The organism is Grimontia sp. NTOU-MAR1, assembly GCF_035758505.1.
Classification (GTDB): Bacteria; Pseudomonadota; Gammaproteobacteria; order Enterobacterales; family Vibrionaceae; genus Enterovibrio; species Enterovibrio marinus.
In genome coordinates, this window is the sequence record NZ_CP142108.1 from 3,879,289 (window position 1) to 3,906,180 (window position 26,892).

Consider the following 26,892-nt stretch of genomic DNA (forward strand, 5'->3'; position numbering starts at 1 on the left):
CATTCCCTGACTGATGCTTAGTCTGTGGTAAATGTATAGCCACGGTTGCGCATAAATTCCTGGAGTGGCGCAAGTGATGACATAGCATCTGCGCAGGTATCACCAGTGACATTGATGGCGGCGTTTGCTGCCCCTAAAGCCACGGCGTCTTGTAAACAATATTGATTTAGCAAACCAAAAAGCAGGCCGGCGGCGAAAGCATCTCCTGCACCATAAGGTTTGCGTGCTTCTACTTTGAATATAGGTTGTGAGTGGCTGGAAAGGTTGTCGTTGCTATCCAAACCAAAGACCTCACAGCCTTCAGCGCCACCTTTGACAATAACCAGCTCAGTGCTGCCACTTAGAAGCTCTGAGGCGGCGCTGACATGGCTGTCTTCGATATCATGGGGAATGCCCATCACTTCGAATTCTTCGCGGTTACCAATCACCACATCACTGAAGGATGCGGCGAGACGGTAGAAGTGTGGGGGATCTTTCGGCGACGCCCAAGAGTAGGGACGATAGTCGAGATCGAGCACCACCAGAGTGCCGGCCAGCTGCGCCATTTGCATGGCACAGAAGGTCGCTTCCCGTGAAGGGCTGGTGGACAGCGCTGTGCCGGAAACAAACAGACACCGGGCGTTGCTGAGGTAGCTGCTGTCTATGTGTTCAACACAGAGCGCAAGGTCAGCCGCGTTATTGCGGTAAATCACCACCTCTGGTTCCGGGCGCAGCTCTGCCACAGCAAGGCTGGTGCGGTATTCGCCGGTCAGCGTCGTGACGCCGTCAAGGTTCACGCCTTTGTTTTCCATGTAGTGACGGACATAACGCCCCTGGGCATCATCCGTCAGACAGGAAATAAAGCCTGCTTTGGCGCCAAGTTCCGCAAGACCAATCGCTACATTCGCAGGCGATCCGCCGACGCATTTTTTGAAGCTGGATTCAGCGTTGAAGTCTGCACCGTCCGTATTGCCGTAGAAGTCGACTCCAGCGCGGCCCAGACAAACCACGTCTATCGTACGGTCCCTGTTGGCCTGCCAATCTGAAAGGTGGATGGAATCAGTCATAGTCCACCCAAACAGCACCGTTATCGGCCGATTTCACACAGGCATTCACCATCTTCACACCATCGATACCGCCGTCGATATCTGGGTACCAATGGCTTTCAAGGAAGGCTTTGTCATTGCGGTTGTAGGCATCAATCGCGAGTGCGTAGCGGTGATAAAGGTTTGCCCAAGACTCGAAGAAACCTTCAGCATGACCACCGCCTTGACGATTAGCTGAAACGCCAGGATCGTCGTTGTGCAGGTAGCCCATACCACGCTCAAGAATACGGACGGGTTCCCCCTGAACTTCATATCGAAGCTGGTTTGGATATTCATCCCACCATTCGAGGCTGGCTTTCTCACCGACAATGCGAACTTTCTGCTGATGCATTGAGCCGCTGTTGATGGCGCTCGCCCACAGTGTGCCGACTGCTCCACCTTCAAATTGGAACAACACATGAGCGTTGTCTTCCAACGGCGCGCGGGATTCGATAAAGCTCTGGCGTGAACACATCAGGGACTTCACTTTTAGCCCTGTGATCATGCCGGCCATGTAAAACGGATGCGTACCGCAATCGCCAATAATGAAACTTGGTCCGGACACCTCTGGGTTCATGCGCCATTTTGCACCCGGGCTGTTTTTCTCAATCTCGGTGTTGTGGAAACCGTGGGCGAAAGACATTTGAATAACGCGCACGGCGCCGATGTCACCGCGACGCACCATTTCGCGCGCCTGATGCACCATCTGGAATCCGGTGTAGCCATACATCACTGCCAGCATCTTATTTTGCTTTTCTGCCAAGGCTTTCAGTTCAAGTGCATCTTCAACATGAATGGTGGCGGGCTTTTCACAAATGACGTGCAAACCCGCTTCCAGCGCCGCTTTGGCAATTTCATAGTGGGTAGAGTTCGGCGTGGCGATAGACACAGCCTGAATCCCATCTTCGCGCTTGGCTTCTTCTGTAAACAGAGTTTTGTAGTCGGGATAGCAGCGCTCGGGAGCAAGACCCAGCTTGGTCCCGAAGTCGCGTCCACGTTCTGCATCCAAATCCAGTGCCGCTGCAACAAAAGTAAACAGACGGTCACGCTGGGCAGCAGCGCGGTGCGAGTAACCAATCTCGCTACCGCGGCCGCCGCCAACCATTCCCCAACGGATCGGTGCATCTAGCTGGAATTCTTCGTTAAACATGCGTGTTCTCCTTGTTGTTATTACACGCCACGACGCTGATTAACGCGTCCCTGTTCCCAGTTATCCCGGGCTTCGATGATATTTGGATCGTCAGAGACTTCTGACAGACCGACTTCCCACCAGGCATCACAAGACGACCATTTGGTATCGTCGATGTCGACGACCAATACATAGGTGCGATCTGCCGCTTTCGCACGTTCGAATGCGGCGTCAAAGTCGCCCAAGCTGGAGACTTTCTCTGCATGTGCGCCTAAGCCTTTTGCATGACTGACAAAATCTACGCGCGGCAGGTCGTAATCACGCTCTGTGGTACAGTCTTCTAACTGGTTGTTGAAAGCGGTGTTACCTGTGTTGGTTTGCAGCTTGCGGATCACTGCAAAACCGCCGTTATCACACACCACCACAATCATCTTGTGTCCGGTCAGTACAGAGCTGTAGATGTCGGAATTCATCATCAGATACGAACCATCACCGACCATCACAATAGATTCATGGTCTGGTCTGGCAATCTTGTTGCCCCAGCCGGCAGCGACTTCGTAGCCCATGCAGGAGAAACCGAATTCCACATCCAGCGAATACGGATAGGTCGCCTGCCAGTTCATGTTGATTTCGGCAGGTAAGCCGCCGGCGGCTGTAATAACGCGGTCGCCCTCATTGATGAGGCCGTTCACCTTACCAACGACCTGCGCGTATGAAGGTAAGGTTGTCTCCGCAAATGCCGTGCGGCCGTTAACGATATTTGTCCACGCCGCTTTTTCAGCCTTACCTTTTTCAACCCATGCAGCATCCGTCGTCCAATCGCCGAGCTTGGCATCAAGCGGCTCAATGGTGTCTTTTGCGTCAGCGATGATGGATTGCGCCATGTGCTTGTTGGCATCAAAACGGGCAGCGTTGATGCTGATAAGTTTCATGCCGGGATCGCGAAACAGTGTCCATGAACCTGTGGTGAAGTCTTGCAAACGGGTGCCAATGGCGAGCACTAAATCCGCGTCATTACACATGTGGTTGGCGCTGTCCGACCCTGTTGCGCCAATCGGGCCGCAATTCAGTGGATGATCGTCTGGCAGCAAAGTGCGGCCTGCGATGGTTTCCACTACCGGGATTTGGTGTTTCTCGGCAAAGCTAATCAAGGCGTCACGTGCGCCGGAATAGAACACTCCGCCGCCAGCAATTATCAGAGGCTTTTTGGCAGTTTTCAGCGCTTCAACGGCTGCGTCCAAATCCACTTCTTCTGGTTGTGGGCGGCGGATACGGTGAACTTTGGGTTCGAAGAAGCTCTCAGGGAAATCCCATGCTTGACCTTGCACATCTTGCGGAAGGGCAATCATTGCAGGTCCACAATCGGCAGGGTCTAACATGGTCGCAATCGCTTGTGGCAATGCGACAGTTAGTTGCGACGGCGCATTGATGCGATCCCAGAAGCGAGTGACAGATTTGAAGGCATCATTCACGGTCAGCGATGGGTTAGCGAAGTGTTCCGTTTGCTGAAGCACCGGGTCAGGCAAGCGGGACTGGAATGTATCGCCGCAAAGCAAAAGCAAGGGCAGGCGGTTAGTGTGTGCAACGCCTGCCGCTGTCACCATGTTTGCTGCGCCAGGGCCCACAGACGAAGTGGCAATACCGATGCGACGGCGCTTGTGAGCACGTGCATAGGCCACTGCAGCCAGCGCCATAGATTGCTCATTCTGTCCACGCCAAGTAGGGAAAACAGACTGGTTCTCATACAGCTGTTGCCCCAAACAGGTCACGTTACCGTGGCCAAATATCGCAAAAGCGCAGCCAAATAATGACTCCACCTCTCCATCAATCTCGATTTGCTGTGCGGCGAGGTAGCGGACCAACGCCTGAGCCGTAGTTAGCCTTAAGGTTCCCATCCTTGCTGTCTCCAATAATTTTCCTTGTTTGATGAAATAGTAGTCATGTAATGAAAATGTTTTCAAATGGAAAAAGCCAAAAAATCAGATTTAGCGCTCATTTTTCATTCTATATCGCCATTCACCCGTGAAAAGCCCACTTTTGAGACGCGTTTTGGTTTGACAAAGTGAAATCGTTACCATAAATGTTTAAAAAGTGTTAACGGAAAGTTTATTTATCGAAAGCTTGAATGGTTTGACGTTTGAAACGGGTGTGGCCGTAAAGCGTTAAACAGGAATGGAACATTGAATCAAGGAGACATTGGCTTGGAACTGAAAATAGCCAACGCACCGTGCTCATGGGGAATCGAGTTTGCAGATAACCCGGCAAACCCAACATGGCAGACCGTATTGGATGAGATTGCAGGCGCGGGATATGGCGCAACTGAGCTGGGACCGTTGGGTTACCTGCCGACCGATAAAGCTGCACTCACTGAGGCATTGTCAGTACGTTCATTGGGCTTGATTGCAGGCACATTGTTCGTTCATTTGCACAAGCCGGAAGAACGCGAAGCGATTTTGGAGAAAACCCGCGTGACTTGCCAAATCCTGAAAGAGCAGGGCGCGGATTTTCTGGTGGTAATTGACCACGTTTCATCGCCACGCACCGATCAGGCTGGCCAGGTAGAGACGGCAACGCGTCTGGATGACGAGCAATGGTTAGAGATGATGGAAACGCTGCGCGGTGTTGGTATTGTGTGCGCGGAGTATGGCATTACCCCAACGCTTCATGCCCATGCAGGCACTTACATTGAATACCGCGACGAGTTGGATAAAGCCATGCGCGACTTACCGCCAGAGCTGATGTCGTTGTGTGTGGATACCGGTCACTGCGTTTATGCAGGCATGGATCCGAGTGAAGTACTCCGTACCTATAAAGACCGCGTTAAGTACCTGCATTTCAAAGATATTAACGCCGACGTGCATGCGGTATCCGTCAAGGCTGGCACGGATTTCTATACTGCAATAGGGAATAACATTTTTTGTCCGTTAGGGCAGGGTTGTGTCGATTTCGACGAGGTAAGACAAACACTTATCGATATTGACTTTAACGGCTGGGTCACGGTTGAGCAGGACACAGACCCAGCAGCAAAAAGCGATGCAAAAACCGATGCTGAAAAAAGCAGGGCGTTCATTGAGAAAGCGGTGATCGCAAAAGTTGCTTAAGTGCAAGTGAGAGAAAGCTGTCAACCGGCAGCAAGGAGTTGGGTGAAAGCCTGAATGAAGCAAGGATTTTGGAGGCAAGTATGTCGGTAAAAGAAGTCGAATCAGGGACAGATTCAAAGCCGCTCACACCAGGCGATGAGCGGGTTCGTAAAGTTTCAGTGCTCAATCGTATGTTATCCCGCCCGGAGTTGGGCTCTGTGTCCGGTGCCATTCTGGTATTCGCGTTTTTCGCACTCGTCGCCTGGGATTCAGGCATGTTCAATGCTGATGGTGTCGTTAACTGGACGGTGGTGTCAGCGCAGCTCGGAATTATCGCGGTCGGTGCATGTTTGCTGATGATCGCTGGCGAATTCGACCTTTCCATTGGCTCAATGATTGGCTTTGCCGGGATGATGATCGCTATCCCTGCCGTATACTGGGGCTGGCCTGTCTGGGCGGCGATTATCTTTGCGTTTATCGGGGCAATGGCGGTTGGTTTTATCAATGGCTACATCGTGGTTCGCACCGGGCTACCTTCCTTCATTGTTTCCCTCGCTTTCCTCTTCATTCTGCGTGGTTTGACAATCGCTCTGTCGATTGCGCTGACCAACAAAACCATCATTTCTGGCGTAGGTAATCTGGCAGAAGGCGACTGGCTGGCAGCCATGTTTGGCGGCGAGATAGGGACTGGGCTCTTTAACTGGCTTGGTAGCGCGGGGTGGATTGAAACCTATTCTGACGGTACTCCAATAGTCACTGGCATCCCAATGGTGGTGGTGTGGTGGTTCTTGCTGACGGCTGTGTGTTCCTTTGTGCTGCTGCGTACCCGTTTTGGTAACTGGATTTTTGCTTCAGGTGGCGATGCCAACGCGGCGAAAAATGTAGGTGTACCGACTGACCGTGTGAAAATTCTTTTATTTATGTTCACCGCATTCTGCGCAACCGTATTCGCGGCCTGTCAGGTACTGGAATTTGGCTCAGCAGCGGCGGATCGAGGTCTTCTGAAAGAATTTGAAGCCATTATTGCGGCAGTTATCGGTGGTGCACTGCTGACTGGCGGTTATGGCTCGGTCATTGGGGCTTTCTTCGGTGCTCTGATATTCGGTGTGGTGCAGATGGGCATTTTCTTTACAGGCGTGGATTCTGACTGGTTCCGCGTATTCCTCGGCGTGATGCTTCTAATCGCAGTGCTGTTTAACAACTTCATCCGCAAGAAAGTCACGAGCGCCCGCTGAGCGAAGCTTAGGAAACGGAATTCAGGAGAAAAACAATGGCAGAGAAAGACAATTTTATCCTCGAACTGAAAAAGGTAAGCCGCTACTTCGGTTCGGTGATTGCCCTGAAAGATATCGATATGCAGGTGAAAATGGGGGAGGTGCACTGTCTGTTGGGTGACAACGGTGCAGGTAAATCTACCCTGATTAAGACCCTGGCAGGTGTGCATAAACCGTCAGAAGGTGAATTCCTGATGAATGGTAAACCTACCACCTTCGAATCACCACGTGACGCGCTGGATGCCGGTATTGCAACTGTTTATCAAGACCTTGCACTGGTTCCTTTAATGAGTGTTACCCGCAACTTCTTCATGGGTCGCGAGCTCACCAAGAAAATCGGCCCCTTTGAAGTGTTCGATACCAAAAATGCCAACGAAATTGCCAAGGCAGGCATGAAGGACATGGGGATCGACGTGCGTGATCCTGAACACCCGATTGGCACCATGTCGGGCGGTGAGCGTCAGTGTCTGGCGATTGCGCGTGCAATTCACTTTGGTGCGAAAGTACTGATCCTTGATGAGCCAACCGCAGCACTGGGTGTAAAGCAGTCTGCCAATGTGCTGAAAGTCGTTGCAAGGGCGCGTGGCAAAGGTCTTGCCGTCATCCTGATTACGCACAACGTTCACCATGCTTATCCCATTGCTGACCGTTTCACACTGCTGAACCGCGGTAAGAGTCTGGGTACTTGGTTGAAGAAAGATGTTACCCGTGAAGAAATTCTCGAGATGATGGCTGGTGGACAAGAGCTGGAATCACTCGAAGCAGAATTGGCTGAATTCCAGCGGGCAGATGCTGCCACTGCGAATTAGGCTTTTAGTAAACGTGACGGGGCGGTTCGCTGCCCAAACCTTAGCCGTAACCGGGTGGGCAGCTGTACAGCTCGCCCCATGGATACAATAAATAATATAACTTGGAGACACCGGATGAATACCCTACTTAAATCTGTAGCAAAGAGAGCGTCCGTCCTTGTGTTAGCAATGGCAGCCAGTTTGGCCGCAATGCTGCCAGGCACTGCACTCGCTGATGGTGAGCGCTTTGTCCTGATTAGCCACGCACCGGACTCAGATTCTTGGTGGAACACCATTAAGAATGCGATTGGTACAGCGGGCGAACAGCTCAATGTAGAAGTGGAATACCGTAACCCTACCACAGGGGATTTGGCGGATATGGCTCGCATCATCGAGCAGGCCGTTGCGTCTAATCCTGACGGTATTATCACCACCATCGCGGACTATGAAGTACTCAAAGGTCCTTTGGAAAAAGCCAAGAAGAAAGGCATTCCAGTTGTAACCATCAACTCGGGTACTCACCAGCAAAGTGAGGACGTGGGTGCTATTCTCCACGTTGGACAACCTGAATATGATGCGGGTTACGGCGCTGGTAAACGCGCGAAGAAAGATGGTGTGGAAAGCTTTGTCTGTGTCAACCACTATATCACCAACCCAGCTTCTGTAGAGCGTTGTCAGGGTTTTGCTGATGCTCTGGGTGTAGAGCTTGGTAGCCAAATGATTGATGTGGGCCAGGATCCAACTGGCATTGAGAAAAAAGTGTCTGCTTACCTGCGTGCAAATCCTGATACGGATGCCGTTCTGACACTGGGCCCAACCTCTGCTCACCCAACCATTCGTGCATTGGATAAGAGCCGTCAACTGGGCAAGATCTACTTCGGTACATTTGACTTGAGTGGCGAGATTGCTCAAGGCATCAAAGACGGAAATATCCAGTGGGGTATCGATCAGCAGCCATTCCTGCAAGGTTATGTGCCAGTGATGGTTCTGACTCTTTACAACCGCTATGGTATTTCTCCATCTAACAACATCAACTCTGGTCCGGGCTTTGTGACTAAAGAGAACGTTGAATTGGTGGAAAAACTGGCTGGCGAATATCGCTAAGTCCAAAAAGCGCCCGGCCCCCCTCAGTCGGGCGCTCTTTTTCAGGCCTCTTCGAGTTGAGGTTCGTCTGAACCTGCACTTCTAGTCATTTTTTAGTAAAGTGGCTTTTAACTAGCTTGTACAGCTGAAAACATTTTCATTATTATGGTGTTGCGCCTAGGGTGGGCGAAGGAACGGCATTGTAAGCAGGAAAGCGTATGACGAAAGAAACCACCGGCACTGATACAGCGGCACCGATTCAGAAAAAGCGCAAAGTCACTGTCGTTGAAGTTGCTGAAGCAGCAGGCGTTTCTGTCTCTGCGGTCTCCCGAGCGTTTAATCCTGACGCGAGTATTTCCAGACCGCTGCGCGAAAAAGTCTTCAAAGCGGCTGCATCGCTAAACTACAAACCCAACCGTTTGGCGAGGGGGATTAAATCCCGCTCCAGTCTTGTCGGCATTTTGATGACCGACTTCAACAACCCGTTTTATCTGCCCATTCTTTCCCGCTTCACCACTGAAATCCAAAAGCGTAACTGCCATAGCCTTCTTATCCACGTCGACGGTGACATGGATATTCAGGAAGCGGTCGAGTTGGTGATGGAATACAACGTTGATGGCCTAATCATTACGTCGGCATCACTGCCGCAAGAGCTTGTTGATGCCTGTCATTCCCAGAATACGCCGGCAGTGATATTTGGTCGTGATTCCAGTGAAAACAGTGTCACTGTGGTGAGTTGTGACAATGTGCTGGCAGGCAATATGGCGGCAGATATGCTGCTAGATGCTGGCTATACCAAACCGGCTTTTGTGGCGGGACCGATTGGTACATCAGCCACTATTGACCGACAACGCGGATTTATCAGCCGTGTGATGGAGCGTGGCTGCAACCAATGGCAAGTCGTGGAAGGCGGCGAGTTCAGTTATGACGCAGGCTACGATGCCACCTTGCGTATTTTCCAGCACACTGAAAAACCAGATGCACTGTTTTATGCCGATGACATTATGGCCTGTGGTGGGATGGATGCATTACGCTATGAACTCGGCTTGACCGTGCCGGAAGATATTGGTGTTGTTGGCGTCGATGATATTCGTCTTGCGAAAAGCCGCTCCTACAACCTTTCTACGATTCGTCAACCGAACGAGCAGATGATTCAAAGCACCATTGATGCCTTGTTCGAACATATTGCTGATCCACATTTACCGCCACAATCTATTACCTTGCCATGTGAGGCGGTGGTACGTGGTTCAACGCAAAAGACGCGCACTTGATATCGGTGTAAACTCTGCCCAGTACCTAAAGTCAATAGACCTTAAAAAGCATGAACCCTGCACTTCGTTATTTGGGTGGTTACCCAGAAAACCTTATTGAACAAGTTTCCCGCCTGATTGAAACCGGCAAACTCGGCGCTTGGCTGGAACAGCGCTACCCAAACAAACACAACATCAAGTCTGAAAAAGCGCTTTATGATTACGTACAGGAGATAAAAAACCAATATCTCAAGAAGTCGTCGCCGATCAGCAAAGTGGCGTATGATGGTAAAATCCATGTGGTGAACAATGCACTTGGGCTTCACAGCTTTGTGTCACGGGCGCATGGCGGCAAGTTGAAAGCCAAGAATGAAATCCGCATAGCATCGATGTTCAAGGACGCGCCGGAGCCTTTCCTTCGTATGCTGGTGGTTCATGAGCTGGCTCACTTGAAAGAGAAAGACCACAATAAAGCCTTCTATCAGCTTTGTTGTCATATGGAACCGAACTATCACCAGTTGGAGTTTGATGCGCGCTTGTATCTCATTCATATCGAAAGCCAGAAAAACGAATGAGTGGCTAAATATACTCACAACCTTGAAAAGAAAAGCACGCTGAGATAGCACGTTTCACCATCCCAATCTTCTTAACACTTCCCTGCATAATAGTAAGATAAAAGTTGACTGGCTATCCCGACTTGTGGAACCAGGGTTAAATGACCCTAGCCGAGAAAATTAGCATAAATTACATGGTATTACATACGGTTTCTCGGCGCTTCTTCCTATATGGTAAGTGAAAAACTTTATTAATATAACAAGATGTAACCCGAGCTAAGGGATGCTCAGGTTCAGTCAGGTGGCAAAGGAGATGCGATGTCAGAAAATAACTTCACCTACTTCCTCAAACGGACTTTTCTTCTTGGCCTTCCACTTGCGCTACAAAGTTTGTTGTTCAGCAGCGGCGGTTTTATCGACAACCTAACGGTCAGCCAATTGGGCACAGAGGAGGTGGCAGCCTCTGGTATCGGTGCCCGTGTTTTTTGGTTTACGGGAATTTTCATTGGGGCACCGGAACAGGGATGAGAGTATTGTTAGCCCAATATTGGGGGGCTAACGATCCCAAAGGTTTAAGGCGTAATTTTGCTCTTGGTGCGTTGGTGGCTTCTCTAGCTTCGTTTCTTATCTTTCTTTTCTGTTGGACAGTACCGGAAATCGTTCCGGCGATGTTTAAGGTTGGGGGTGAAACGGCAGCCCTAACGACTGAGTATCTGAAAATTATCAGTATTGCACTGCTAGTAGCTGGGCCTTCGATTGCGATGGATGCAGCTTTACGCGCTTTGGGAAAAACTAAAACCACCTTCTATATGTCCTTTATTGAAATTGGTTTAAACATCCTAATTAGTTTCATCCTTATTTTTGGTCACTTTGGCTTGCCAGTGATGGGTCTTGAAGGGGCAGGCTGGGGTACCGTGATTGCCCGTCTTTTCCGCGTTTTCATGTCGCTATTTGTCATTGGTATTTTTGATAAAGTGCTGATTCTGGGTCCGTCAGATTTTCGCTTCAGAAAATCGACTTTTCAAAAATACGCCAATGTTACTGCACCTGTGATTGCTGGCAGCCTGATTTGGAGTGGCGGCATTTTCACTTATCAGTTGATTATGGGGCGCATGGGAGAAAATGAATTGGCAGCAATGGCAATTTCCACGTGGGCGATGACGATGACATGGTTTACGGCGATGAAGGTAATGACACCATCTCGTGCGGTCAAGGTAATGATTCCCTGGAAGCTGGTTACGATGATGATTACATCATGGATGGTGGCGCGGGTCTTGACCTATACGTCGGTAGCGAAGATAACGACACCATGTACTTCGACCAGGAAGACTTCTCCGACCTTAATTTCCTGAAAGAGAACGGCAATATCTACATTGGTGATCGTGGCTTCGACCAGCTGATTGCAGACGGTGATGTAAACGTTGACCTTACCGGAAAATCTTATGGTCTTACTTCAGATCCTAAGCCAATTGCACAGGTAGAAGCGGTCATTGGTGATGAAGGCAATCAGATCGTGACAGCGAACGCTTACGCAATCAATGCGCAGTCCGACCCAATCCAGAATGAGTCATTGACAAATCCAGGTGATTGGGATGGCTTTGTGGCCTATCTGGGCGCAGGTGATGACACTTTTAATCTGGATGCGGTTGGTTGGACTTATGATGCGGATGCAGCGCCTACAGCTGAACTGTCAGCAGACTTGATTGCCTTTATGGGTTTGACTAATAACCAAGTTGGCGAATTGGATGCGTACGTGTTTGAGCACGGTTCTGGTGAAACCATCACTGTTTGGACTGACGCTGAACACTTTTACCAGGATGGCGTCAGCATCATCTAATCAGCGAGCAATCGTAATAAATAGATTTAGCCCGGCAAAAGCCGGGCTTTTTTAGGTTCGCTGTTTTTCCTTCAACTGCGCGAGTGCTATCTCGAAGGTATCTGCATCCATGTTTTCATCCAAGGCTCGGCAAAGCAGGGCTTCCATTGTTTCCGGTGCCAGACCGCTAATAGGTGGATCGGTGTCCAGATTGGTTGGGAAGGCATAGCCATCTGCAGCGGCTGTGGCGATGGCGGCTTTTTCAGCCGAAGACAGTGAGCCTTCTTGCCAACGTGAATGAAGCACGGGATAGAGCTTGCGACAAATTGCAGCAGAGTCGACGGTTTCCATCGGTTTAGCGAAAGCCGACGATATTTGCAGTAGGTTAGCGCTGCGATGGAAATCATCCGTCACGTTTGCGCCAGCTGCGTGAAACAGCGCAGGGTTGAAAAACACCGCATCGCCTTTTTCCAAAGGTATTTGAATGTAGTGGGATTCAAAAAAGTCCTGAAAGGCTTTCTGGTGATAAGCGATATAGCCAAGCGGATACTGTTGTGAGAAAGGCAACAGCTTGGTGGGACCACTCTCTATTGGCATATCGGTGTGGGCCACCGCGCCTTGTAAGGTCAGCATGGCCGACATTTGTTGTGCGTGTAACGGGTAGCGAACCGTTTCTTCCGGCACCTGAAAGCCAAGATGGTAATCACGATGAGAAACTTGTGCTTCACCACCAGGCCGCACAATATTGACCTGCGCAGTTACCTGATAGTGCGGTCCCAACCAAGCCTCACACACACACGTAAGCAACGGGTTTTTGTAGTAGTCAACGAAAGTTTCCGGGTCGACTGCTGCACTTTTCTGGAACACGTTCCAGATACGGCTATTGGCTTGTGGGCCTGTTTTTCCAAAGTGGTCGCCCGCGCTAAATCCTTTTTCGGCTTCAAGGATTTTTTCGAACACCTCGCTCATTTCATCAATCACGGCGGTGTTGTCATAGAAACGTTTAATGGCAATTACACCCGGTCCATGTTGCAGTGCATGGGCGATTTCGTCCTGAATGGCTCCGACATTTGATCCAGCAGAGCGCATGGTACCACCATCAAATATCACCACGTTGTCAATGATGTCATCAGCCAAGGGATAGTCGGCTTTGTTGATGATTTGCGACGTGCAGATTTTGTCAAAAACCTCAATGTCGCAGCTTGATTTACCGTAAAACGAAAGGCGTGGAGGGGAGTGCAAATCCATAGCGATACCTCTTTGGCTAAATCGTCGAATAACTATCTTTGTTTCACTATAGCGTCAAATATGAAATATAAATTTCACTTTGTTGAGAATTGAAAAATATGTTCTATTATTGGCAGATTGGATCATCAATCAGTTCATGATCAGTCACGACAAGGAGCCGTTATGTCTGACCTGCTTTCCAAGCGAAACCTGCCCGATGAAAAAGGACGCTACCAGAACATTACCCCCGCCTCTGCAGGCTGGAAATATGTAGGCTTTCAGGCTTACCAACTCACGCCCAATCAAACCATCACTTTCAAAGCCGGCAGCGAAGAAGAAATCTGTCTTGTGCTGGTGGGCGGTAAGGCGAGTGCTACTTTGGCAGGTAAATTACTGGGTGAAATTGGCGGCCGATCAGGGCCGTTTGAAAAGAAAAAACCGTACTCGCTGTATATCACTGCGGGTGACTCTGCTGAACTGACTACAACAACGAATGTGGAGCTTGCAGTTTGTCGCGCGCCGGGCAAAGGCACCTTTCCTTCTCGCCTTATCGGTCCTGAACAAGTTGGCGCAGAAGCGAGAGGAAACGGCAATAACAAACGCTATGTACACAACATTCTCCCAGACAACGAGAACGCAGACAGCCTGCTGGTGGTGGAAGTCTATACTGACGAAGGCTGCACCAGCTCATACCCCAGCCACAAACATGACAGGGACGCACCACCGGAAGAAACACACCTCGAGGAAACTTATTACCATAGACTGAATCCGTCTCAGGGTTTCTGCATTCAGCGGGTTTATACCGATGAGCGTGATCTGGATGAGTGCATGGCCGTTTACGACGGTGATGTGGTTATGGTTCCCCGTGGTTATCACCCTGTTGCGACCATGGCGGGTTACGACAGCTATTACCTAAATGTGATGGCGGGGCCAGTTAGAAAGTGGCTGTTTACATGGGAAGAAGACCATGCGTGGGTGAACAGTGCGGAATATGCCAACAAACACAACAATCAAAAATAGCAGTATCAAGAGGAGAGGCCATGTTTAATATTGCGTTATTCGGCTGTGGACGGATAGGAAAAGTCCACGCAGTGAATATAGATGCCCACTCACAAACCCAAATCAAAGCGGTGATTGACCCTTATCATGAAGGCGCTGCCAAGCTCGCAGATGAGTTTGATGCCGAGGTGATGACCACAGAAGAAGCGATGGCAGACCCTGATATTCATGCGGTCGTCATTTGCTCAGCAACAGATACCCATGCGGATTTGATTGAACAAGCCGCGCGAGCAGGCAAAGCAATTTTCTGTGAAAAGCCGATTGACCTAAGCCTGGAGCGTGTCAGGGGATGTTTGAACGTAGTGAACGAACATAACGCCAAGCTGCTTGTTGGCTTTAACCGTCGCTATGACCCTCAATTCCGAACCATGAAAGATCTGTTTGAGTCCGGCGCAATTGGTAAAGCCGAAACCTTGGTGATTACGTCCCGCGACCCATCGCCACCACCTGTTGAATACGTGAAAGTATCCGGCGGTATTTTCCGAGACATGTCGATTCATGACTTGGACATGGCGCGTTTCATTATGGGTGAAGAACCAGTTTCAGTTTCAGCGCACGGCTCATGCTTGGTAGATCCAGCGATTGGTGAAGCTGGCGATATCGACAGTGCCGTCGTGGTGATGCATTTCGAATCCGGTGCGATGGCGACCATCATCAATAGCCGCCGTTCTGGTTATGGCTACGATCAACGTATCGAACTGCATGGTAGCAAAGGTATGCTGAAAGCTGGCAATGTCCGCGAGCATCAGGTTGAACATTGGGGCGATGAAAGCTGCGCTGCTGCTAAGCCTCAGTACTTTTTTCTAGAACGGTACAAAGATGCTTACATCGCCGAGTGGCAACACTTTGTTGAAGTTTTGGAAGGTAAAGCTGAGCCACAATGCACAGGTGTTGACGGAGAACTGGCGCTTTCTCTGGCAGAGTTTGCTTTGGAGTCGCTGGAGAGGCATGAGACTGTTAAGGTGAACTAACTTCCTTAGCAAACAGGTTTAGATTAGAGGGGGCAATCTCAAGAATGCGTCCTCTTTTTTGCGCCAACTACAATTGTCATGTATAAATATACAGTATTTATTTACTCAAATGATAGGAAAAACATGGAACGTTGCAGCTGGGCGAATGTAAGCGAACTGGATCAGAAATATCATGATGAGGAGTGGGGTGTGCCTGTTCACGACGATCAGCAATTGTTTGAAATGCTGATTCTGGAGGGCGCGCAAGCAGGATTAAGCTGGACCACCATTCTCAAAAAGCGTGAAGGTTACAGAGAAGCCTTTGATAAATTCCACATCGAAACCGTAGCAGCTTACGACGAAAAGAAAATCGCCGATCTGTTGGAAAACCCGGCCATCGTCCGTAACAAACTCAAAGTGAATGGCACTGTGATTAACGCCAAGTTGGTGTTGGAAATCCAGAAAGAGTTTGGCAGCTTCAACGAATACATCTGGCAGTTTGTGGGTGGAAAACCCATCATCAATTATTGGGAAACCTTAGGGGATGTCCCAACTTCCACACCCGAATCTGATGCCATGAGTAAAGCGCTGAAAAAGAAAGGCTTTAAGTTTGTCGGAACTACTATTTGCTACGCGTATATGCAAGCGACGGGCATGGTGAACGATCACCTGACCGGCTGCTTCCGCTATGGGGTTGATGTCGGCGAATAAGACCCGATAAAAACAAGTGAAAAGCTGGCATCTCCGCCAGCTTTTCTGTTTTAGCTCTTCTTGTTGATTCTCACCACGGCATAAACCACCAGAATCATCCCTAGGCCGTGCCAGATGGTGAAGGCTTCATCAAGCAGGGTAATAGCAAAAAGTGCGGTCACTGCTGGACCAATATTGCTGGTTAGACTCAGCACAGATGGGGTTAACCTTGCCATAGCCGCAGCGACAAAGTACGAAGGCAATACCGTACAGAAAAAACCCAGCACGACGCCCAGTGCAATAAGCTCATTCGACATATCACTAAATTGCGCGCCTTTTACTTGATACTGAGCCATGATCACCAATCCTGCACTGCCCATACCAATACTGGTGAAAAGTTGGGAACCCATCTGGCCAATCACTTTCTTACTCAACACCAAATAAACGGCAAAGGTCAAAGCCGCACCAATGGCCATCACACTACCAAGCCAAACCTGTGAACCAAATGAGCTGAAATCATGCAGCACAATCATGGCAACGCCGACATAACCAATAGCGATAGAAAGAAACGTCCCTTTGCGCGGTGCCTCTTTCATAAAGACCCAACTGATGATCACCACAAACGATGGAAACAGGAAGATCAACAAGCGTTCCAGTTGAGCTGAAATAAACTCCAGCGCCATGATGTCCAGCAGTGCTGCGAAGTAGTAGCCAAGGACACCGACGAGTGCTGCTTGCCAGCCAAACTGCCGCACTTTGCTGCGTTCACTGGCATTACGACATAGCCAGAGTAGGATGAGGAAGTAAATTGGAAGGGAAGACGCAGCGCGAAGACTCATGATTGCAGTGGCATCACCACCCATTGTGTACGCGAGCTTAATAAGCACAGGCTTGATAGAGAAAAGCACCGTACCGATTAAGGCGTAAATGATACCGGTTTGGTAGTCGGAGGAGTCTTGCGTACTGACAGACGCGTCATTCATTGTTCACTTCCTTGATATGGGTTCGTTGTTTTAGTCAAGGCTGTGAGAAGAAGACATCCGGCTGTTCTACTCACAGCCGGAAACGAGTCACTCTACCGACTGAAGGGCATAAGAAGAAGTAGCCAGAGTGGTAGAGACTGGAAAATCATAAGTGACTCTTTTTTGGTGGTGAATATTTAAACTACAGAAATAGAGACGGGTGGGCAAGGGAATTTTGGGGGCATAAAGCTGGTAGGGGTACTTAGTTGTGTTTATTCCCAGTTTTCATTCTACGTCGTTCGCTACATAACAACGGTTCTCTGTTTGCCAGCATTCATTCCTTTTGTTGGTTGGTTTCGGTTTGACGATTGAATAGGAGGTACAAAACAGACTGAGTTTCCTTCTTACTTTTGAAACCTGTACTTCTCACGTTACTGTGTACTATCGCGATGGCATATCTTTCAAATTTTTTGTGAGGCTGAAATCCAACCATGTACAGGGAAGAAAGGGCAAGTAGCAAGGAGATGAAGTTGTGAAAGGCCTCTTTGGGAGATTGTTGCAGGCTCTGGCTAAAACTAGAGCCGGTTCTTACGTCAAAGAAATTGAAATAGCTCCTGAAAAAAAGATGGCTAGTATGGGCGAATTTACAGACAGCGAACGCGCTGAATTGGCCGCTCAAGGCGTGGTTTTCTATCGAAATAAAGCTATATTCAGAGCGCGTGAACCTATCACCGTAGCAGAAATAGACGCTGTTGAGTCTGCATGCGGCCAGCCAATTCCTCGAAGTGTTTTAAAACTCTGGCAACAATGCTTTGGTGGAGAACATGAATATAATCTCCTCGCTGATTTTTCCGGTTTTGTAGAGACTTTAGGGCTCAATAATATCTGCGCGCCCAAAGACAATGGATATAAAGATCTTTACGGTTGGATTGAAAATGAGTGGCAAAACAGTGATGGAGACTCTATTCCCTCACTGCCCGTAATGGCAGGACAAGACTATATTGAAAGACTTTTTGTTGACTTTAAAAACAATGAAACGGCTTCAGCTTTTCATTGCGGAATCACTGGATGGGAATATCGGGTTCCTAACGCCGACTTCTTCGATTTTAAAGATGGGTTGAGCTCAGTCTTCGATCATCTCTTTTTATACCCTAGCTATTCTCCGGACGAGTCAAATAGATTGGTGTACGAAATACCTAGCACCTTGATTGAATACCGACGCAAAAATGGATGGACAGACAGTGATCCACCTGATGGTCTTGACGACGCAGTATTAAAAACTGAAAACCCTGAGATTATCGCGAAGTTTAAAATGCTACAAATCGCCAATATGCTTGATTGGAGAGGAGCTCTCGAGCAAGGCACGATAATAAAAGATTGGCGGTTGCCAATTCTTTCTATTGAGGCAGCAATACTTGCAGAAGATATTCACCTTTTGAATCAGCTTGAAGCAGCCGGATGTGATTTATCTCGCCCATTACAGAGAAATATCCTGCCAGTTGAATTTGCGCTTTTGAACGATAAAGGCACGGTGTTCCAAGTGCTAAGGCAGAGATCATTCAGTTCTCCAAGATTGGCACGTATTGCCCTTGCGAAGAAATCTGACGCAATCATCATCGAAGATATAATAAAAACTTCTCCAAGTTTTGACTACAAAACGTTACTTGAATTTTTGAGCATGCCAGTGACAGATATTACTCTGCTCAACCTCCTATTTGACAACCTCAACAAAGATTGGGCTGATAGTTCTGACTTGAGCATTCAGCAAATCGAACACCTTATTCAGGTGGCAGAGAGAAAGATAAAGTTGTATCAGTCGGATTACGACTCTGTCATGTCTTATAAGTCAGTGGGAGGACCAGGTAACCCGCAGCTAGAAAGGTTTATGGCAGGTCTCAAGGAGGTTATAACTTCCGCAAAGCCGAACTGGCAGGCCGATTTGAAAAACAAGCGTATTCGAGCTCGCCCTACGAGCGGATACTTCGCGCTGCTTGAAGCGTTGGTTACGGACAATGTCGAAATCATCGAAGCACTCACTGCCCAAAGCGTTGACTGTCATAAGTACCGGTTCGTCTCAAGCTGGGCGCATAACACAACCCCTCTTCTTTATTGCGCGTTGAACGACAAGCCTAACGCCTTTAAAGCACTGCTCATAGGCTCACATGATCTTTTCGATGTGCTAAGTTCAATGATTTCATGCGGTTGCAATAAATACTACATCGAAACTTTAGTTAATCATTTTTGCTCAGTCGGGAAAGAGATCCCCATAGATTCGGTTGTGCATGCGGCTAGCACAGGTAATCTCTATATCGTACAGTACCTTTTGACAGTATTCGGACAGTCGCGAGTTAATGATGAGTTGCTAGACCTCGCGGCGATATTCAATTTACACAGATATGCGTTGGCAAATGAAGAACAAAACCCAGAACTTTCCACCAGAATTACGGACTGGGTTACCAATTGGAAGGGGCGCCTCACCTACAACTCTTGCTTTGGCACTTCCGCACCAGCGTGGACAATGCTCTCTGGGGCAATTTGCTATGACGACAATATTGAATCACCTAGAGAAATTTGGCCACTTTGCTGGGCTAACCTATACTCTGGCCCATTACTTCTGGGTCTGTACGGTGAACTCGGTTTTGAGTACATCACTCGGACTCAAGGGTTCCGGTCTCAATTCAGCTTTGAAAACCCTCCAGAAGAAGCGGTGAAGTTTAGAGGTTTATTATCAGGGTTTCTTGTCCAAGAGCTTGATTTCCCAGATACCTCTTCATTTCTGAATTCGTTTCTTGAGGTGGTTATAAATTGCTATTGGGCGCATCAGAAATTGGCGCTGGCTAGACTCGATGATGCAGATAGAATTGCTATCGATTTGCAATTTTCACCAGAATTTCGCCGTACTCTTAATTCTCTTGCATCGACAAATTTCGATTATGCTCTGGAGCGTGAGCAACTGGCTGATCATACACTCACAGACTCTATGATTGACCTAGCGCATGCGCGCATGGCGTATCTGGCAAATCGACTAACACACAGAGAATACTTGCTGCTTTGCGCGCTCTGGCAACCTCTGGTCTATATACACTTCAATACATGGATAGATATCTATGAAAGCCTCAAGAAAAGCGATCTTGATACTAATTATGTGGATTCGATTTTAAAGGTCATCGAAACGCACTGTTTATCCAATCCGCCTCTTAATCGAACAGAAGATGGTGAGGAAGCAGGTCTCTGGAGAGATATAGAATTCAAATTGCCGACGCGTATGCCAAAGTAACTTTTTATCCATGCGCCAGAAAGCCTTCTCGAAACGAACGCCTAAGGTGATAATTGCGAATTCGCTTTTGTCTAAACCGATACAGGTTAGTTGCTAATGAATGTTGCTCAAACCACCAAATCCCGAACCTTTCTGGTCGACCCTTCTTCCAGCACTTGCTGCTTTAACACGTCTTTGTACATATTGAACATGTATGCCTGACCCGCTTGAATACCCATGCCATAGCCTTCATCTAATTTGGATTTTTTCATGGTAAAGCGACCAACAGGGAAGGTGTCTGGTGGCGCAATCACATTCACCACGCAATCCTTTGGCGGATTCTTAATAAACGCCAGCGAGGCGTTATAACGCTCCGCACGTTTACGCATCGCATCTGCAACGTGAGGGTATTTCTTCAGCAGTTGATCCATCAGCTTTGGCATTTTCATTGGAGACATTTCATAGTCGCCAGGCTGTGACAGGATAACTGTGATTTCTCGCGCACCGCGTCGATAGGCTTCTGCAACCGGAATGGAATCTGCCACGCCGCCATCCGTGTAGCAACCGCCAGAGAAACACGGCGTCGGGCGATAAGCGATCGGCAGGGCAGTGGTCGCTTCAATCACTTTGGACATATTGTCTGGCTTAACCCAGTAATAGTCTGCATCACCAGTATCCACATTGGTCACTGCTGCCAGCAAAGGGATATTGTTGAAAAGGGTATTTATGTCGAGGGGGAAGCGGCGCAGAGATTCCTGTTCCAACCACTGAACATCAACCAGATTACCGCCACGAACAAAACGTGCAGGATTAAAGAAAGCATCATCGGTCGCTAAACCAGTGATCACCTGATAGCTGCGGTTTGGCTGCTGAGCAAGATAACCCAACAGGTTAGAGGCACCAGCAGACACGCCAATGGCGAAATCAAAAGGATTATAATTAACCTCCAAAAAAGCATCCAACACACCGGCCGCGAAAATACCGCGCATTGCTCCACCTTCAACGACCAGTGCTTTCTTACCTGACATCTTTCTAATCTCTTGTGCTCCGTTGGTATTGGTGTCAGGTTAAGGTTTTTGAACTGCTATCTGAAATCGTTAATAACTATTTTATCGATAGCGGCTGCTTATTATCAGAGGTATAGCAAAAAGGAAAGGCTTTGGGATTATCAGAAGGGAATACAGGCGAAGCATTTTGCCTCGCCTAATACCGGTCAGTTATTCATAGCGTGCTGCAGTAATGAACTCGCCGAAAGATTCACACCAAACAATCACGGTATTGAACTGTGAAGGGTCAATGTCACCGGGGACTTCTACCAAGAAGTTGTCGAAGGTTTTTACATCACCAACTTGCTGCATCTGCGGTTTCAGGCGGTTAAAATCGGCTTCTGTTTCGACAAATTCAGGGGAAAGATAGAGCTTGTAATCAGGGCCGGGTGCTAGTTCACCCATCAGTGAAATGGCTTCTGGACTAATAGAGACTTTTCCTTCACCCCAGTGGAAAGTATCGCTGTCTTTCAGGTCTTTACGGAACTCTCCGGTATAACTCGCATTAGATGCAGTGGATTCGATCACTTCGACAGAAGGGCCTTCCGGTGCAACAAGAATGGGTAGTGCGTAAAGACCAGCAGCAAAACCGATAGCGATGGCAAAGCCATGAGTGAAAAGTAAAACGATCCCGTTTTTCATTGCATCCCCTGCGTGAGATTGATTCTTAACTACATTGTAACCTAACACGTTGCTTTCGCTGGTGAAGTGATAAAAAGCCCGTGTAGAGATCATCATGGGGGCTTTTTCAGGTTCTTCTCAATTGTGGAGCGAAGAATTAGTCATCTGTTTTCTCGGCAATTTTTACCACGAACTTTTGGAGTTCTTGCCCTCCAACTGACCTATAAAGGCGTCCGGCAAAGCAACCAAGCCGTCAGCAATTTGTTCTTTGTACTGTATTTTGCCTTCCATCAGCCACTTGCTCATTTCATCCGCGCAGTCTTCGCAATGGTGACAGTAATCACCAAAGATGATGAAGCCATGCATCCAGGTGCGTCTGCTCAGTAGGGTCGCCATCACCAGAGAAATAAGGTCTGGCCCCTCTGATAGTGCAGTCGTCTAGAGGGTGATCTTAAGGATGATCCAACCAGTGAAAAAACGCATGAAATGTTTGTTTCATTAGTTGCGATCTGGTCGTTTCGATCTTAGTATAAAATGAAACGTACATTTCATTATGTGGTTTAATGAAGTGTATTTTTCAGGTTCAGCCACACTGAACAGGATGGGAAATCTGACAGGAGTCGGGAATGACGACGGTAGAAAAAACATTGGACGTGATTTGCCTTGGGCGTGTCGCCGTTGATTTGTATGGAGAGCAGGTCGGTTCGCGTCTTGAAGATATGCGAACCTTTGCCAAGTATCTGGGTGGCTCATCGGGCAATGTTGCTCACGGTACTGCAAGGCAGGGTCTTAAATCCGGTATGTTGGCTCGTGTGGGCGACGAGCACATGGGACGCTTTGTGACCGAAGAACTAGAGCGGGTCGGCGTCGATACCAGCAACATCATCATCGACAAAGAAAGGCTGACAGCACTTGTGTTGCTAGGCATCAAAGATGAAGAAACCTTCCCGCTGATTTTCTACCGAGACAACTGTGCTGACAAAGCCATTACGCCCGAAGACATCAACGAAGATTACATTGCTTCGGCTAAGTGTTTGGCGATTACCGGCACACACCTTTCCAACCCTAGCTCCCGTGACGCCGTGATCACCGCGCTGAACTATGCCCGTAAGCATGGCGTTCGTACCGCATTGGATGTGGACTACCGACCTGTGCTTTGGGGACTGACTTCGCTGGGAGATGGCGAAACCCGCTACATCGAATCGGACGAAGTGACACGCCAGCTTCAGGAAGTACTTGGCCTGTTTGACCTTATTGTTGGTACCGAAGAAGAGTTCCATATTGCTGGGGGAGCCGAAGACTCCGTCGAAGCACTCAAGTCTGTACGAGCTTTCACTGGTGCGACCTTGGTGTGTAAACGAGGACCACTAGGCTGCAGCGTATTCACTGACGAAATTGGCAGTGTGCTTGATGATGGCATAACGGTGAAGGGCGTGCGTGTAGAAGTACTAAATGTACTTGGGGCGGGTGATGCCTTTATGTCTGGGCTGCTTCGCGGCTATCTGAATGATGAATCCTGGGAGCAGTGCTGCCGCTATGCTAACGCCTGTGGGGCATTAGTGGTTTCACGCCATGGATGCTCTCCTGCGATGCCTACCAAAGAAGAGCTGGACTACTACCTTCAACACGAGCATGAAATTCCGCGTCCGGATAGAGATGGCATGCTTAATCACCTCCATCGCGTGACTACCCGGGAGCTGGCTTGGAGTGATTTGTGTGTGCTGGCCTTCGACCATCGCTCCCAGTTTGTCGAAATGGCTCAGGAAGCAGGGATAGATGTCGCACATATCCCTTATCTCAAAACTCTAATTTGGCAGGCCGCGCAGGAAGTCGCGCAGGAATCTGGCTTGAAAGGGAAAGCGGGTATCCTTTGCGATTCCACTTTCGGCATGGAAGTACTGAATGCCGCAACAGGGTTTGGTGACCATGTCGGTGAACGTTGGTGGGTCGGTCGACCTATCGAACTGCCGGGCTCGCGCCCTCTGCGCCTCGAACACGGGAACATCGGAACCCAACTCGCGAGTTGGCCAAAAGAACAAGTCGTTAAATGCCTTGTTTTCTACCACCCTGATGACACCAGAGGGTTGCAATTGGAGCAGGAAAACATGCTCCATGAAGTCTATAAAGCCTGTTGCGCTGCGGGTAATGAGCTGTTGGTGGAAGTGATTCTGCCAAGGGATTTCGAAGTGAGTTCTGCGACAGAAGCTGATTTTCTTTACTTGCGCGCGATGACCCGTTTCTACAACTTGGACATTAAACCGGATTGGTGGAAATTGCCCCCCCTGACTAAGCAAGGCTGGCGAGCAGTTGATGAATTGATTGAACAGCGTGACGCGCATTGTCGTGGTGTTGTGCTGTTGGGCTTGGATGCACCAGCCGAAGAGTTAAAGGAAGGATTTGCTGCCTCTTCAGTATCGAAAACCGTAAGGGGATTTGCAGTCGGCCGCACCATCTTTGGAGAGCCAAGCCGTCAGTGGATGCGCGGCGAGTTGGATAACCAAGGGTTAGTTGCTGCCGTGAAGGCGAATTATCTCGGGTTGATTGAAACCTGGCGCCAACGCGGAGAGTAAGGAGACGATCATGGCTGTTGAATTAGGGATCAATCCACTGACGTGGACGAATGATGATTTACCTTCACTGGGTGCTGAAACGCCTTTAGAGATATGCCTTTCTGAGGGCAGACAGGCCGGCTTTACAGGGTTTGAGTTGGGAAACAAATTTCCACGTACCCCCGACGTGTTAGGGCCGATTCTGGCAAAACACGACCTGAAGCTGGTTTCCGGCTGGTATTCTGGTGAGCTGCTGAGCCGCAGTGTCGAGCAGGAAATTGAAACGATGAAACCGCACCTGAATCTACTGAAAACACTTGGTGCGAAAGTCATGGTGTTTGCAGAAGTGACGGGTTGTGTCCACGGGAAACAAAACATGCCCGTCGTAATGCGCCCGGCTTTCCCCGAGAAACGCTGGCAGGAATACGGACAAAAGCTCACGGAATTGGCGAAGTTCACTCTATCCCAAGGTGTACAGATTGCCTATCACCACCATATGGGCACGGTTATAGAGAGCGAGGCGGATGTGGATCGTCTGATGGCGGAAACAGGACCAGAAGTAGGTTTGTTGCTTGATACGGGTCATCTACATTTTGCAGGCGGCGATCCTCTTGCGGTAGCGAAACGTCACGCCGGAAGAATCAATCATGTGCACTGCAAAGATATTCGCCAATCAGTGTTGGACGATGCCAAAAACTGTCGCCTGAGCTTTTTAGACGCTGTGTTGAATGGCGTGTTTACTGTGCCCGGTGATGGTTGCATTGATTTTGCGGCAGTGATGGACGTGCTGAAACAGGCAGAATACTCGGGTTGGCTGGTGGTGGAAGCAGAGCAGGACCCTTCGATTGCGCATCCTCTGACTTACGCAACACTTGGATATAACAATTTGGCGGCCTTTGCGCGAAACGCCGGATTGATTTGATTGAGACATGGAGACCCAAGACATGGAAACAGTTCAAAACTTTATCAATGGACAAATTGCTGAGAGCAGTACTGAACGATTTGGTGCAGTATTCAATCCGGCAACCGGCGAGCAGACCCGTCAAGTGGTATTGAGCAAAGCAGAAGAAGCAGAAGCGGCAGTGGCCGCCGCGCACATGGCTTTTCCAGCTTGGAAGAAAACGCCACCATTGCGCCGCGCCCGCGTGATGTTCAAATTCAAAGCGCTGCTCGAAGCGAATCAGGACAAACTGGCTCGCCTTATCAGCAACGAACACGGCAAAGTCTACTCTGATGCTGTGGGTGAATTAACCCGTGGATTGGAAGTTGTCGAGTTTGCCTGCGGTATTCCTCATCTACAAAAAGGCGAGAGCTCAGCGAATGTGGGCTCTGGCGTTGATAGCCATTCCATCATGCAGCCCCTTGGTGTGTGTGCAGGGATAACCCCGTTTAACTTTCCTGCGATGGTACCAATGTGGATGTTCCCAATTGCCCTTGCTACCGGTAATACCTTTGTTCTGAAGCCTTCCGAGAAGGATCCATCACTGGGTTTGATGCTGGCGGAATTACTTAAAGAAGCCGGATTGCCAGACGGTGTCTTCAACGTGGTCAATGGCGACAAAGAAGCGGTAGATGTATTGCTGACAGACCCTCGCGTTCAAGCGGTGAGCTTTGTCGGTTCAACACCTATTGCGGAATACATCTACTCCACGGCATCCGCGCATGGAAAACGCTGTCAGGCGCTCGGCGGTGCGAAAAATCATTGTATTTTGATGCCTGATGCTGACCTTGAAATGGCAAGCGGTGCCATCATGGGGGCAGGCTTCGGTGCCGCGGGTGAGCGCTGCATGGCGCTGTCTGTTGTCGTCGCTGTGGGCGATGAAACCGCAGATAAGTTGTTAGCCTCACTGTCAGAAAGCATCAATAAAATGCGCGTTGGCCCGGGTATTGTTGACGGCCCGGAAAACGACATGGGACCAGTTATTTCCGCACAACATCGCGACAAAATTGTCGGCTACATTGACGCGGGTGTCGAGCAGGGTGCGAAATTGGTGGTTGATGGCCGTGGTTGTCAGGTGGAAGGGCATGACAATGGCTATTTTGTGGGTCCGACATTGTTTGATGACGTGACACCTGATATGACTATCTATCAGGATGAAATCTTTGGGCCAGTGCTGTCTGTGGTGCGTGTGCCGGATTATCAAACGGCATTAGAACTGATTAACCACCATGAGTATGGCAACGGCTCTGCTATCTTCACCCGAGATGGTGAGACTGCCCGCCAGTTTAGTGAAGATGTGTTGGCAGGCATGGTAGGTGTCAATGTACCCATTCCTGTCCCAATGGCGTTCCACAGCTTTGGCGGCTGGAAACGTTCTATCTTCGGGCCACTGAATGTGCATGGTAACGATGGCGTTCGCTTCTACACCCGAATGAAAACGGTCACTACCCGCTGGCCAGCCAGTGTGCGACTGGAAACCCACGATAGTCACTTCACCATGCCAACCATGGGGTAAACAATGTAAACGGAAAAGGTCGCAATTTGCGGCTTTTT

Annotated in this window: 21 protein-coding genes and 2 pseudogenes; 15 read left to right on the forward strand and 8 right to left on the reverse strand. The window is 49.1% G+C overall.

From position 1 onward, the window contains the following. Nucleotides 1-17 precede the first annotated feature (17 nt). The 3 genes from iolC to iolD are packed head-to-tail and all read right to left on the reverse strand — an operon-like array spanning nucleotide 18 to nucleotide 4,088. A complete protein-coding gene (gene iolC, locus VP504_RS17735) occupies nucleotides 18-1,046 on the reverse strand; it encodes a 5-dehydro-2-deoxygluconokinase (protein ID WP_325892323.1) in 1,029 nt (342 codons plus the stop codon). Further along, nucleotides 1,039-2,214, reverse strand: coding sequence for a Gfo/Idh/MocA family protein (locus VP504_RS17740; RefSeq protein ID WP_325892324.1), 1,176 nt, complete (start codon nucleotides 2,212-2,214; stop codon nucleotides 1,039-1,041). Before VP504_RS17740 ends, iolC begins: the two co-directional genes overlap by 8 nt. A gap of 20 nt (nucleotides 2,215-2,234) precedes the next feature. Further along, a complete protein-coding gene (gene iolD / locus VP504_RS17745; protein WP_325892325.1) occupies nucleotides 2,235-4,088 on the reverse strand; it encodes a 3D-(3,5/4)-trihydroxycyclohexane-1,2-dione acylhydrolase (decyclizing) in 1,854 nt (617 codons plus the stop codon). 306 nt (nucleotides 4,089-4,394) lie between these two features. Between iolD and VP504_RS17750 the strand changes: the two genes are divergently transcribed. The 8 genes and pseudogenes from VP504_RS17750 to VP504_RS17785 all read left to right on the forward strand — a co-directional run. Continuing rightward, complete coding sequence (locus VP504_RS17750; RefSeq protein ID WP_062709260.1) at nucleotides 4,395-5,294, forward strand: TIM barrel protein; 900 nt, start codon at nucleotides 4,395-4,397, stop codon at nucleotides 5,292-5,294. 80 nt (nucleotides 5,295-5,374) lie between these two features. Beyond that, a complete protein-coding gene (locus tag VP504_RS17755; RefSeq protein WP_062709257.1) occupies nucleotides 5,375-6,508 on the forward strand; it encodes an ABC transporter permease in 1,134 nt (377 codons plus the stop codon). Between the two features lie 35 nt (nucleotides 6,509-6,543). Next, complete coding sequence (locus tag VP504_RS17760) at nucleotides 6,544-7,356, forward strand: ATP-binding cassette domain-containing protein (RefSeq protein ID WP_062709190.1); 813 nt, start codon at nucleotides 6,544-6,546, stop codon at nucleotides 7,354-7,356. Nucleotides 7,357-7,470: 114 nt separating this feature from the next. After that, nucleotides 7,471-8,439, forward strand: a complete 969-nt coding sequence (locus VP504_RS17765; protein WP_325892326.1) for a sugar ABC transporter substrate-binding protein — start codon at nucleotides 7,471-7,473, stop codon at nucleotides 8,437-8,439. A gap of 197 nt (nucleotides 8,440-8,636) precedes the next feature. After that, the gene (locus VP504_RS17770; protein ID WP_325892327.1) at nucleotides 8,637-9,689 is read left to right on the forward strand and encodes a LacI family DNA-binding transcriptional regulator; all 1,053 of its coding nucleotides are present in this window, start codon (nucleotides 8,637-8,639) and stop codon (nucleotides 9,687-9,689) included. Nucleotides 9,690-9,739: 50 nt separating this feature from the next. After that, on the forward strand, nucleotides 9,740-10,243 hold the full coding sequence (locus VP504_RS17775) for a M48 metallopeptidase family protein (protein WP_325892328.1): 504 nt from the start codon (nucleotides 9,740-9,742) through the stop codon (nucleotides 10,241-10,243). 297 nt (nucleotides 10,244-10,540) lie between these two features. Next, nucleotides 10,541-11,016: pseudogene (locus VP504_RS17780) on the forward strand (MATE family efflux transporter); the annotation flags it as partial. Nucleotides 11,017-11,351: 335 nt separating this feature from the next. Continuing rightward, nucleotides 11,352-12,059 (forward strand): annotated as a pseudogene (locus VP504_RS17785) (calcium-binding protein); the annotation flags it as partial. 51 nt (nucleotides 12,060-12,110) lie between these two features. Here the strand turns inward: VP504_RS17785 and VP504_RS17790 are convergent. After that, entirely contained in the window at nucleotides 12,111-13,286 is a 1,176-nt protein-coding gene (locus tag VP504_RS17790; protein WP_325892329.1) for a phytanoyl-CoA dioxygenase family protein, read from the reverse strand. A gap of 162 nt (nucleotides 13,287-13,448) precedes the next feature. Here VP504_RS17790 and iolB point away from each other — a divergent pair, with 162 nt between their 5' ends. The 3 genes from iolB to VP504_RS17805 all read left to right on the forward strand — a co-directional run bounded on the left by iolB (nucleotide 13,449) and on the right by VP504_RS17805 (nucleotide 15,985). Next, a complete protein-coding gene (gene iolB, locus VP504_RS17795; RefSeq protein WP_062709170.1) occupies nucleotides 13,449-14,285 on the forward strand; it encodes a 5-deoxy-glucuronate isomerase in 837 nt (278 codons plus the stop codon). A gap of 20 nt (nucleotides 14,286-14,305) precedes the next feature. Then, nucleotides 14,306-15,295 (forward strand): inositol 2-dehydrogenase, encoded by a 990-nt coding sequence (gene iolG, locus VP504_RS17800; RefSeq protein WP_062709167.1) that lies wholly within the window; start codon nucleotides 14,306-14,308, stop codon nucleotides 15,293-15,295. A gap of 123 nt (nucleotides 15,296-15,418) precedes the next feature. Continuing rightward, nucleotides 15,419-15,985: a DNA-3-methyladenine glycosylase I gene (locus VP504_RS17805; RefSeq protein ID WP_325892330.1), complete on the forward strand. Its 567-nt coding sequence runs from the start codon at nucleotides 15,419-15,421 to the stop codon at nucleotides 15,983-15,985. A 50-nt stretch (nucleotides 15,986-16,035) separates the two neighbouring features. Here the strand turns inward: VP504_RS17805 and VP504_RS17810 are convergent, their stop codons facing one another. Next, nucleotides 16,036-16,947 carry a DMT family transporter gene (locus tag VP504_RS17810; RefSeq protein ID WP_325892331.1) on the reverse strand — a complete coding sequence of 304 codons (912 nt, stop codon included), beginning with the start codon at nucleotides 16,945-16,947 and terminating at the stop codon, nucleotides 16,036-16,038. Between the two features lie 511 nt (nucleotides 16,948-17,458). On the opposite strand from VP504_RS17810, the gene VP504_RS17815 reads away from it, so the two are divergent. Beyond that, nucleotides 17,459-20,203 carry a hypothetical protein gene (locus VP504_RS17815; RefSeq protein ID WP_325892332.1) on the forward strand — a complete coding sequence of 915 codons (2,745 nt, stop codon included), beginning with the start codon at nucleotides 17,459-17,461 and terminating at the stop codon, nucleotides 20,201-20,203. A 107-nt stretch (nucleotides 20,204-20,310) separates the two neighbouring features. On the opposite strand, the gene VP504_RS17820 is transcribed toward VP504_RS17815, so the two are convergent. The 3 genes from VP504_RS17820 to VP504_RS17830 form a co-directional block, all read right to left on the reverse strand. Next, nucleotides 20,311-21,210 (reverse strand): patatin-like phospholipase family protein, encoded by a 900-nt coding sequence (locus tag VP504_RS17820; protein ID WP_325892333.1) that lies wholly within the window; start codon nucleotides 21,208-21,210, stop codon nucleotides 20,311-20,313. 189 nt (nucleotides 21,211-21,399) lie between these two features. Then, a complete protein-coding gene (locus VP504_RS17825) occupies nucleotides 21,400-21,870 on the reverse strand; it encodes a DM13 domain-containing protein (RefSeq protein ID WP_062709253.1) in 471 nt (156 codons plus the stop codon). Between the two features lie 162 nt (nucleotides 21,871-22,032). Next, nucleotides 22,033-22,215, reverse strand: a complete 183-nt coding sequence (locus VP504_RS17830; RefSeq protein ID WP_325892334.1) for a hypothetical protein — start codon at nucleotides 22,213-22,215, stop codon at nucleotides 22,033-22,035. Nucleotides 22,216-22,475: 260 nt separating this feature from the next. Here VP504_RS17830 and VP504_RS17835 point away from each other — a divergent pair, with 260 nt between their 5' ends. Genes VP504_RS17835 through VP504_RS17845 form a run of 3 tightly spaced genes read left to right on the forward strand, consistent with a single transcriptional unit; the run spans nucleotide 22,476 to nucleotide 26,854 of the window. Further along, on the forward strand, nucleotides 22,476-24,419 hold the full coding sequence (locus tag VP504_RS17835; protein WP_325892335.1) for a bifunctional 5-dehydro-2-deoxygluconokinase/5-dehydro-2-deoxyphosphogluconate aldolase: 1,944 nt from the start codon (nucleotides 22,476-22,478) through the stop codon (nucleotides 24,417-24,419). 10 nt (nucleotides 24,420-24,429) lie between these two features. Further along, nucleotides 24,430-25,320: a myo-inosose-2 dehydratase gene (iolE, locus tag VP504_RS17840; RefSeq protein WP_325892336.1), complete on the forward strand. Its 891-nt coding sequence runs from the start codon at nucleotides 24,430-24,432 to the stop codon at nucleotides 25,318-25,320. Between the two features lie 22 nt (nucleotides 25,321-25,342). Beyond that, nucleotides 25,343-26,854, forward strand: a complete 1,512-nt coding sequence (locus VP504_RS17845; RefSeq protein ID WP_325892337.1) for a CoA-acylating methylmalonate-semialdehyde dehydrogenase — start codon at nucleotides 25,343-25,345, stop codon at nucleotides 26,852-26,854. The last annotated feature ends 38 nt before the right edge of the window (nucleotides 26,855-26,892 follow it).

Excerpts from the sequence above, each read along its gene's own strand:
- iolC (WP_325892323.1), bottom strand. The coding sequence starts at position 1,046 with ATGACTGATTCCATCCACCTTTCAGATTGGCAGGCCAACAGGGACCGT.
- VP504_RS17740 (WP_325892324.1), bottom strand. The coding sequence starts at position 2,214 with ATGTTTAACGAAGAATTCCAGCTAGATGCACCGATCCGTTGGGGAATG.
- iolD (WP_325892325.1), bottom strand. The coding sequence starts at position 4,088 with ATGGGAACCTTAAGGCTAACTACGGCTCAGGCGTTGGTCCGCTACCTC.
- VP504_RS17755 (WP_062709257.1), top strand. The coding sequence starts at position 5,375 with ATGTCGGTAAAAGAAGTCGAATCAGGGACAGATTCAAAGCCGCTCACA.
- VP504_RS17760 (WP_062709190.1), top strand. The coding sequence starts at position 6,544 with ATGGCAGAGAAAGACAATTTTATCCTCGAACTGAAAAAGGTAAGCCGC.
- VP504_RS17765 (WP_325892326.1), top strand. The coding sequence starts at position 7,471 with ATGAATACCCTACTTAAATCTGTAGCAAAGAGAGCGTCCGTCCTTGTG.
- VP504_RS17770 (WP_325892327.1), top strand. The coding sequence starts at position 8,637 with ATGACGAAAGAAACCACCGGCACTGATACAGCGGCACCGATTCAGAAA.
- VP504_RS17775 (WP_325892328.1), top strand. The coding sequence starts at position 9,740 with ATGAACCCTGCACTTCGTTATTTGGGTGGTTACCCAGAAAACCTTATT.
- VP504_RS17790 (WP_325892329.1), bottom strand. The coding sequence starts at position 13,286 with ATGGATTTGCACTCCCCTCCACGCCTTTCGTTTTACGGTAAATCAAGC.
- iolB (WP_062709170.1), top strand. The coding sequence starts at position 13,449 with ATGTCTGACCTGCTTTCCAAGCGAAACCTGCCCGATGAAAAAGGACGC.
- iolG (WP_062709167.1), top strand. The coding sequence starts at position 14,306 with ATGTTTAATATTGCGTTATTCGGCTGTGGACGGATAGGAAAAGTCCAC.
- VP504_RS17805 (WP_325892330.1), top strand. The coding sequence starts at position 15,419 with ATGGAACGTTGCAGCTGGGCGAATGTAAGCGAACTGGATCAGAAATAT.
- VP504_RS17810 (WP_325892331.1), bottom strand. The coding sequence starts at position 16,947 with ATGAATGACGCGTCTGTCAGTACGCAAGACTCCTCCGACTACCAAACC.
- VP504_RS17820 (WP_325892333.1), bottom strand. The coding sequence starts at position 21,210 with ATGTCAGGTAAGAAAGCACTGGTCGTTGAAGGTGGAGCAATGCGCGGT.
- VP504_RS17825 (WP_062709253.1), bottom strand. The coding sequence starts at position 21,870 with ATGAAAAACGGGATCGTTTTACTTTTCACTCATGGCTTTGCCATCGCT.
- VP504_RS17830 (WP_325892334.1), bottom strand. The coding sequence starts at position 22,215 with ATGCATGGCTTCATCATCTTTGGTGATTACTGTCACCATTGCGAAGAC.
- VP504_RS17835 (WP_325892335.1), top strand. The coding sequence starts at position 22,476 with ATGACGACGGTAGAAAAAACATTGGACGTGATTTGCCTTGGGCGTGTC.
- iolE (WP_325892336.1), top strand. The coding sequence starts at position 24,430 with ATGGCTGTTGAATTAGGGATCAATCCACTGACGTGGACGAATGATGAT.
- VP504_RS17845 (WP_325892337.1), top strand. The coding sequence starts at position 25,343 with ATGGAAACAGTTCAAAACTTTATCAATGGACAAATTGCTGAGAGCAGT.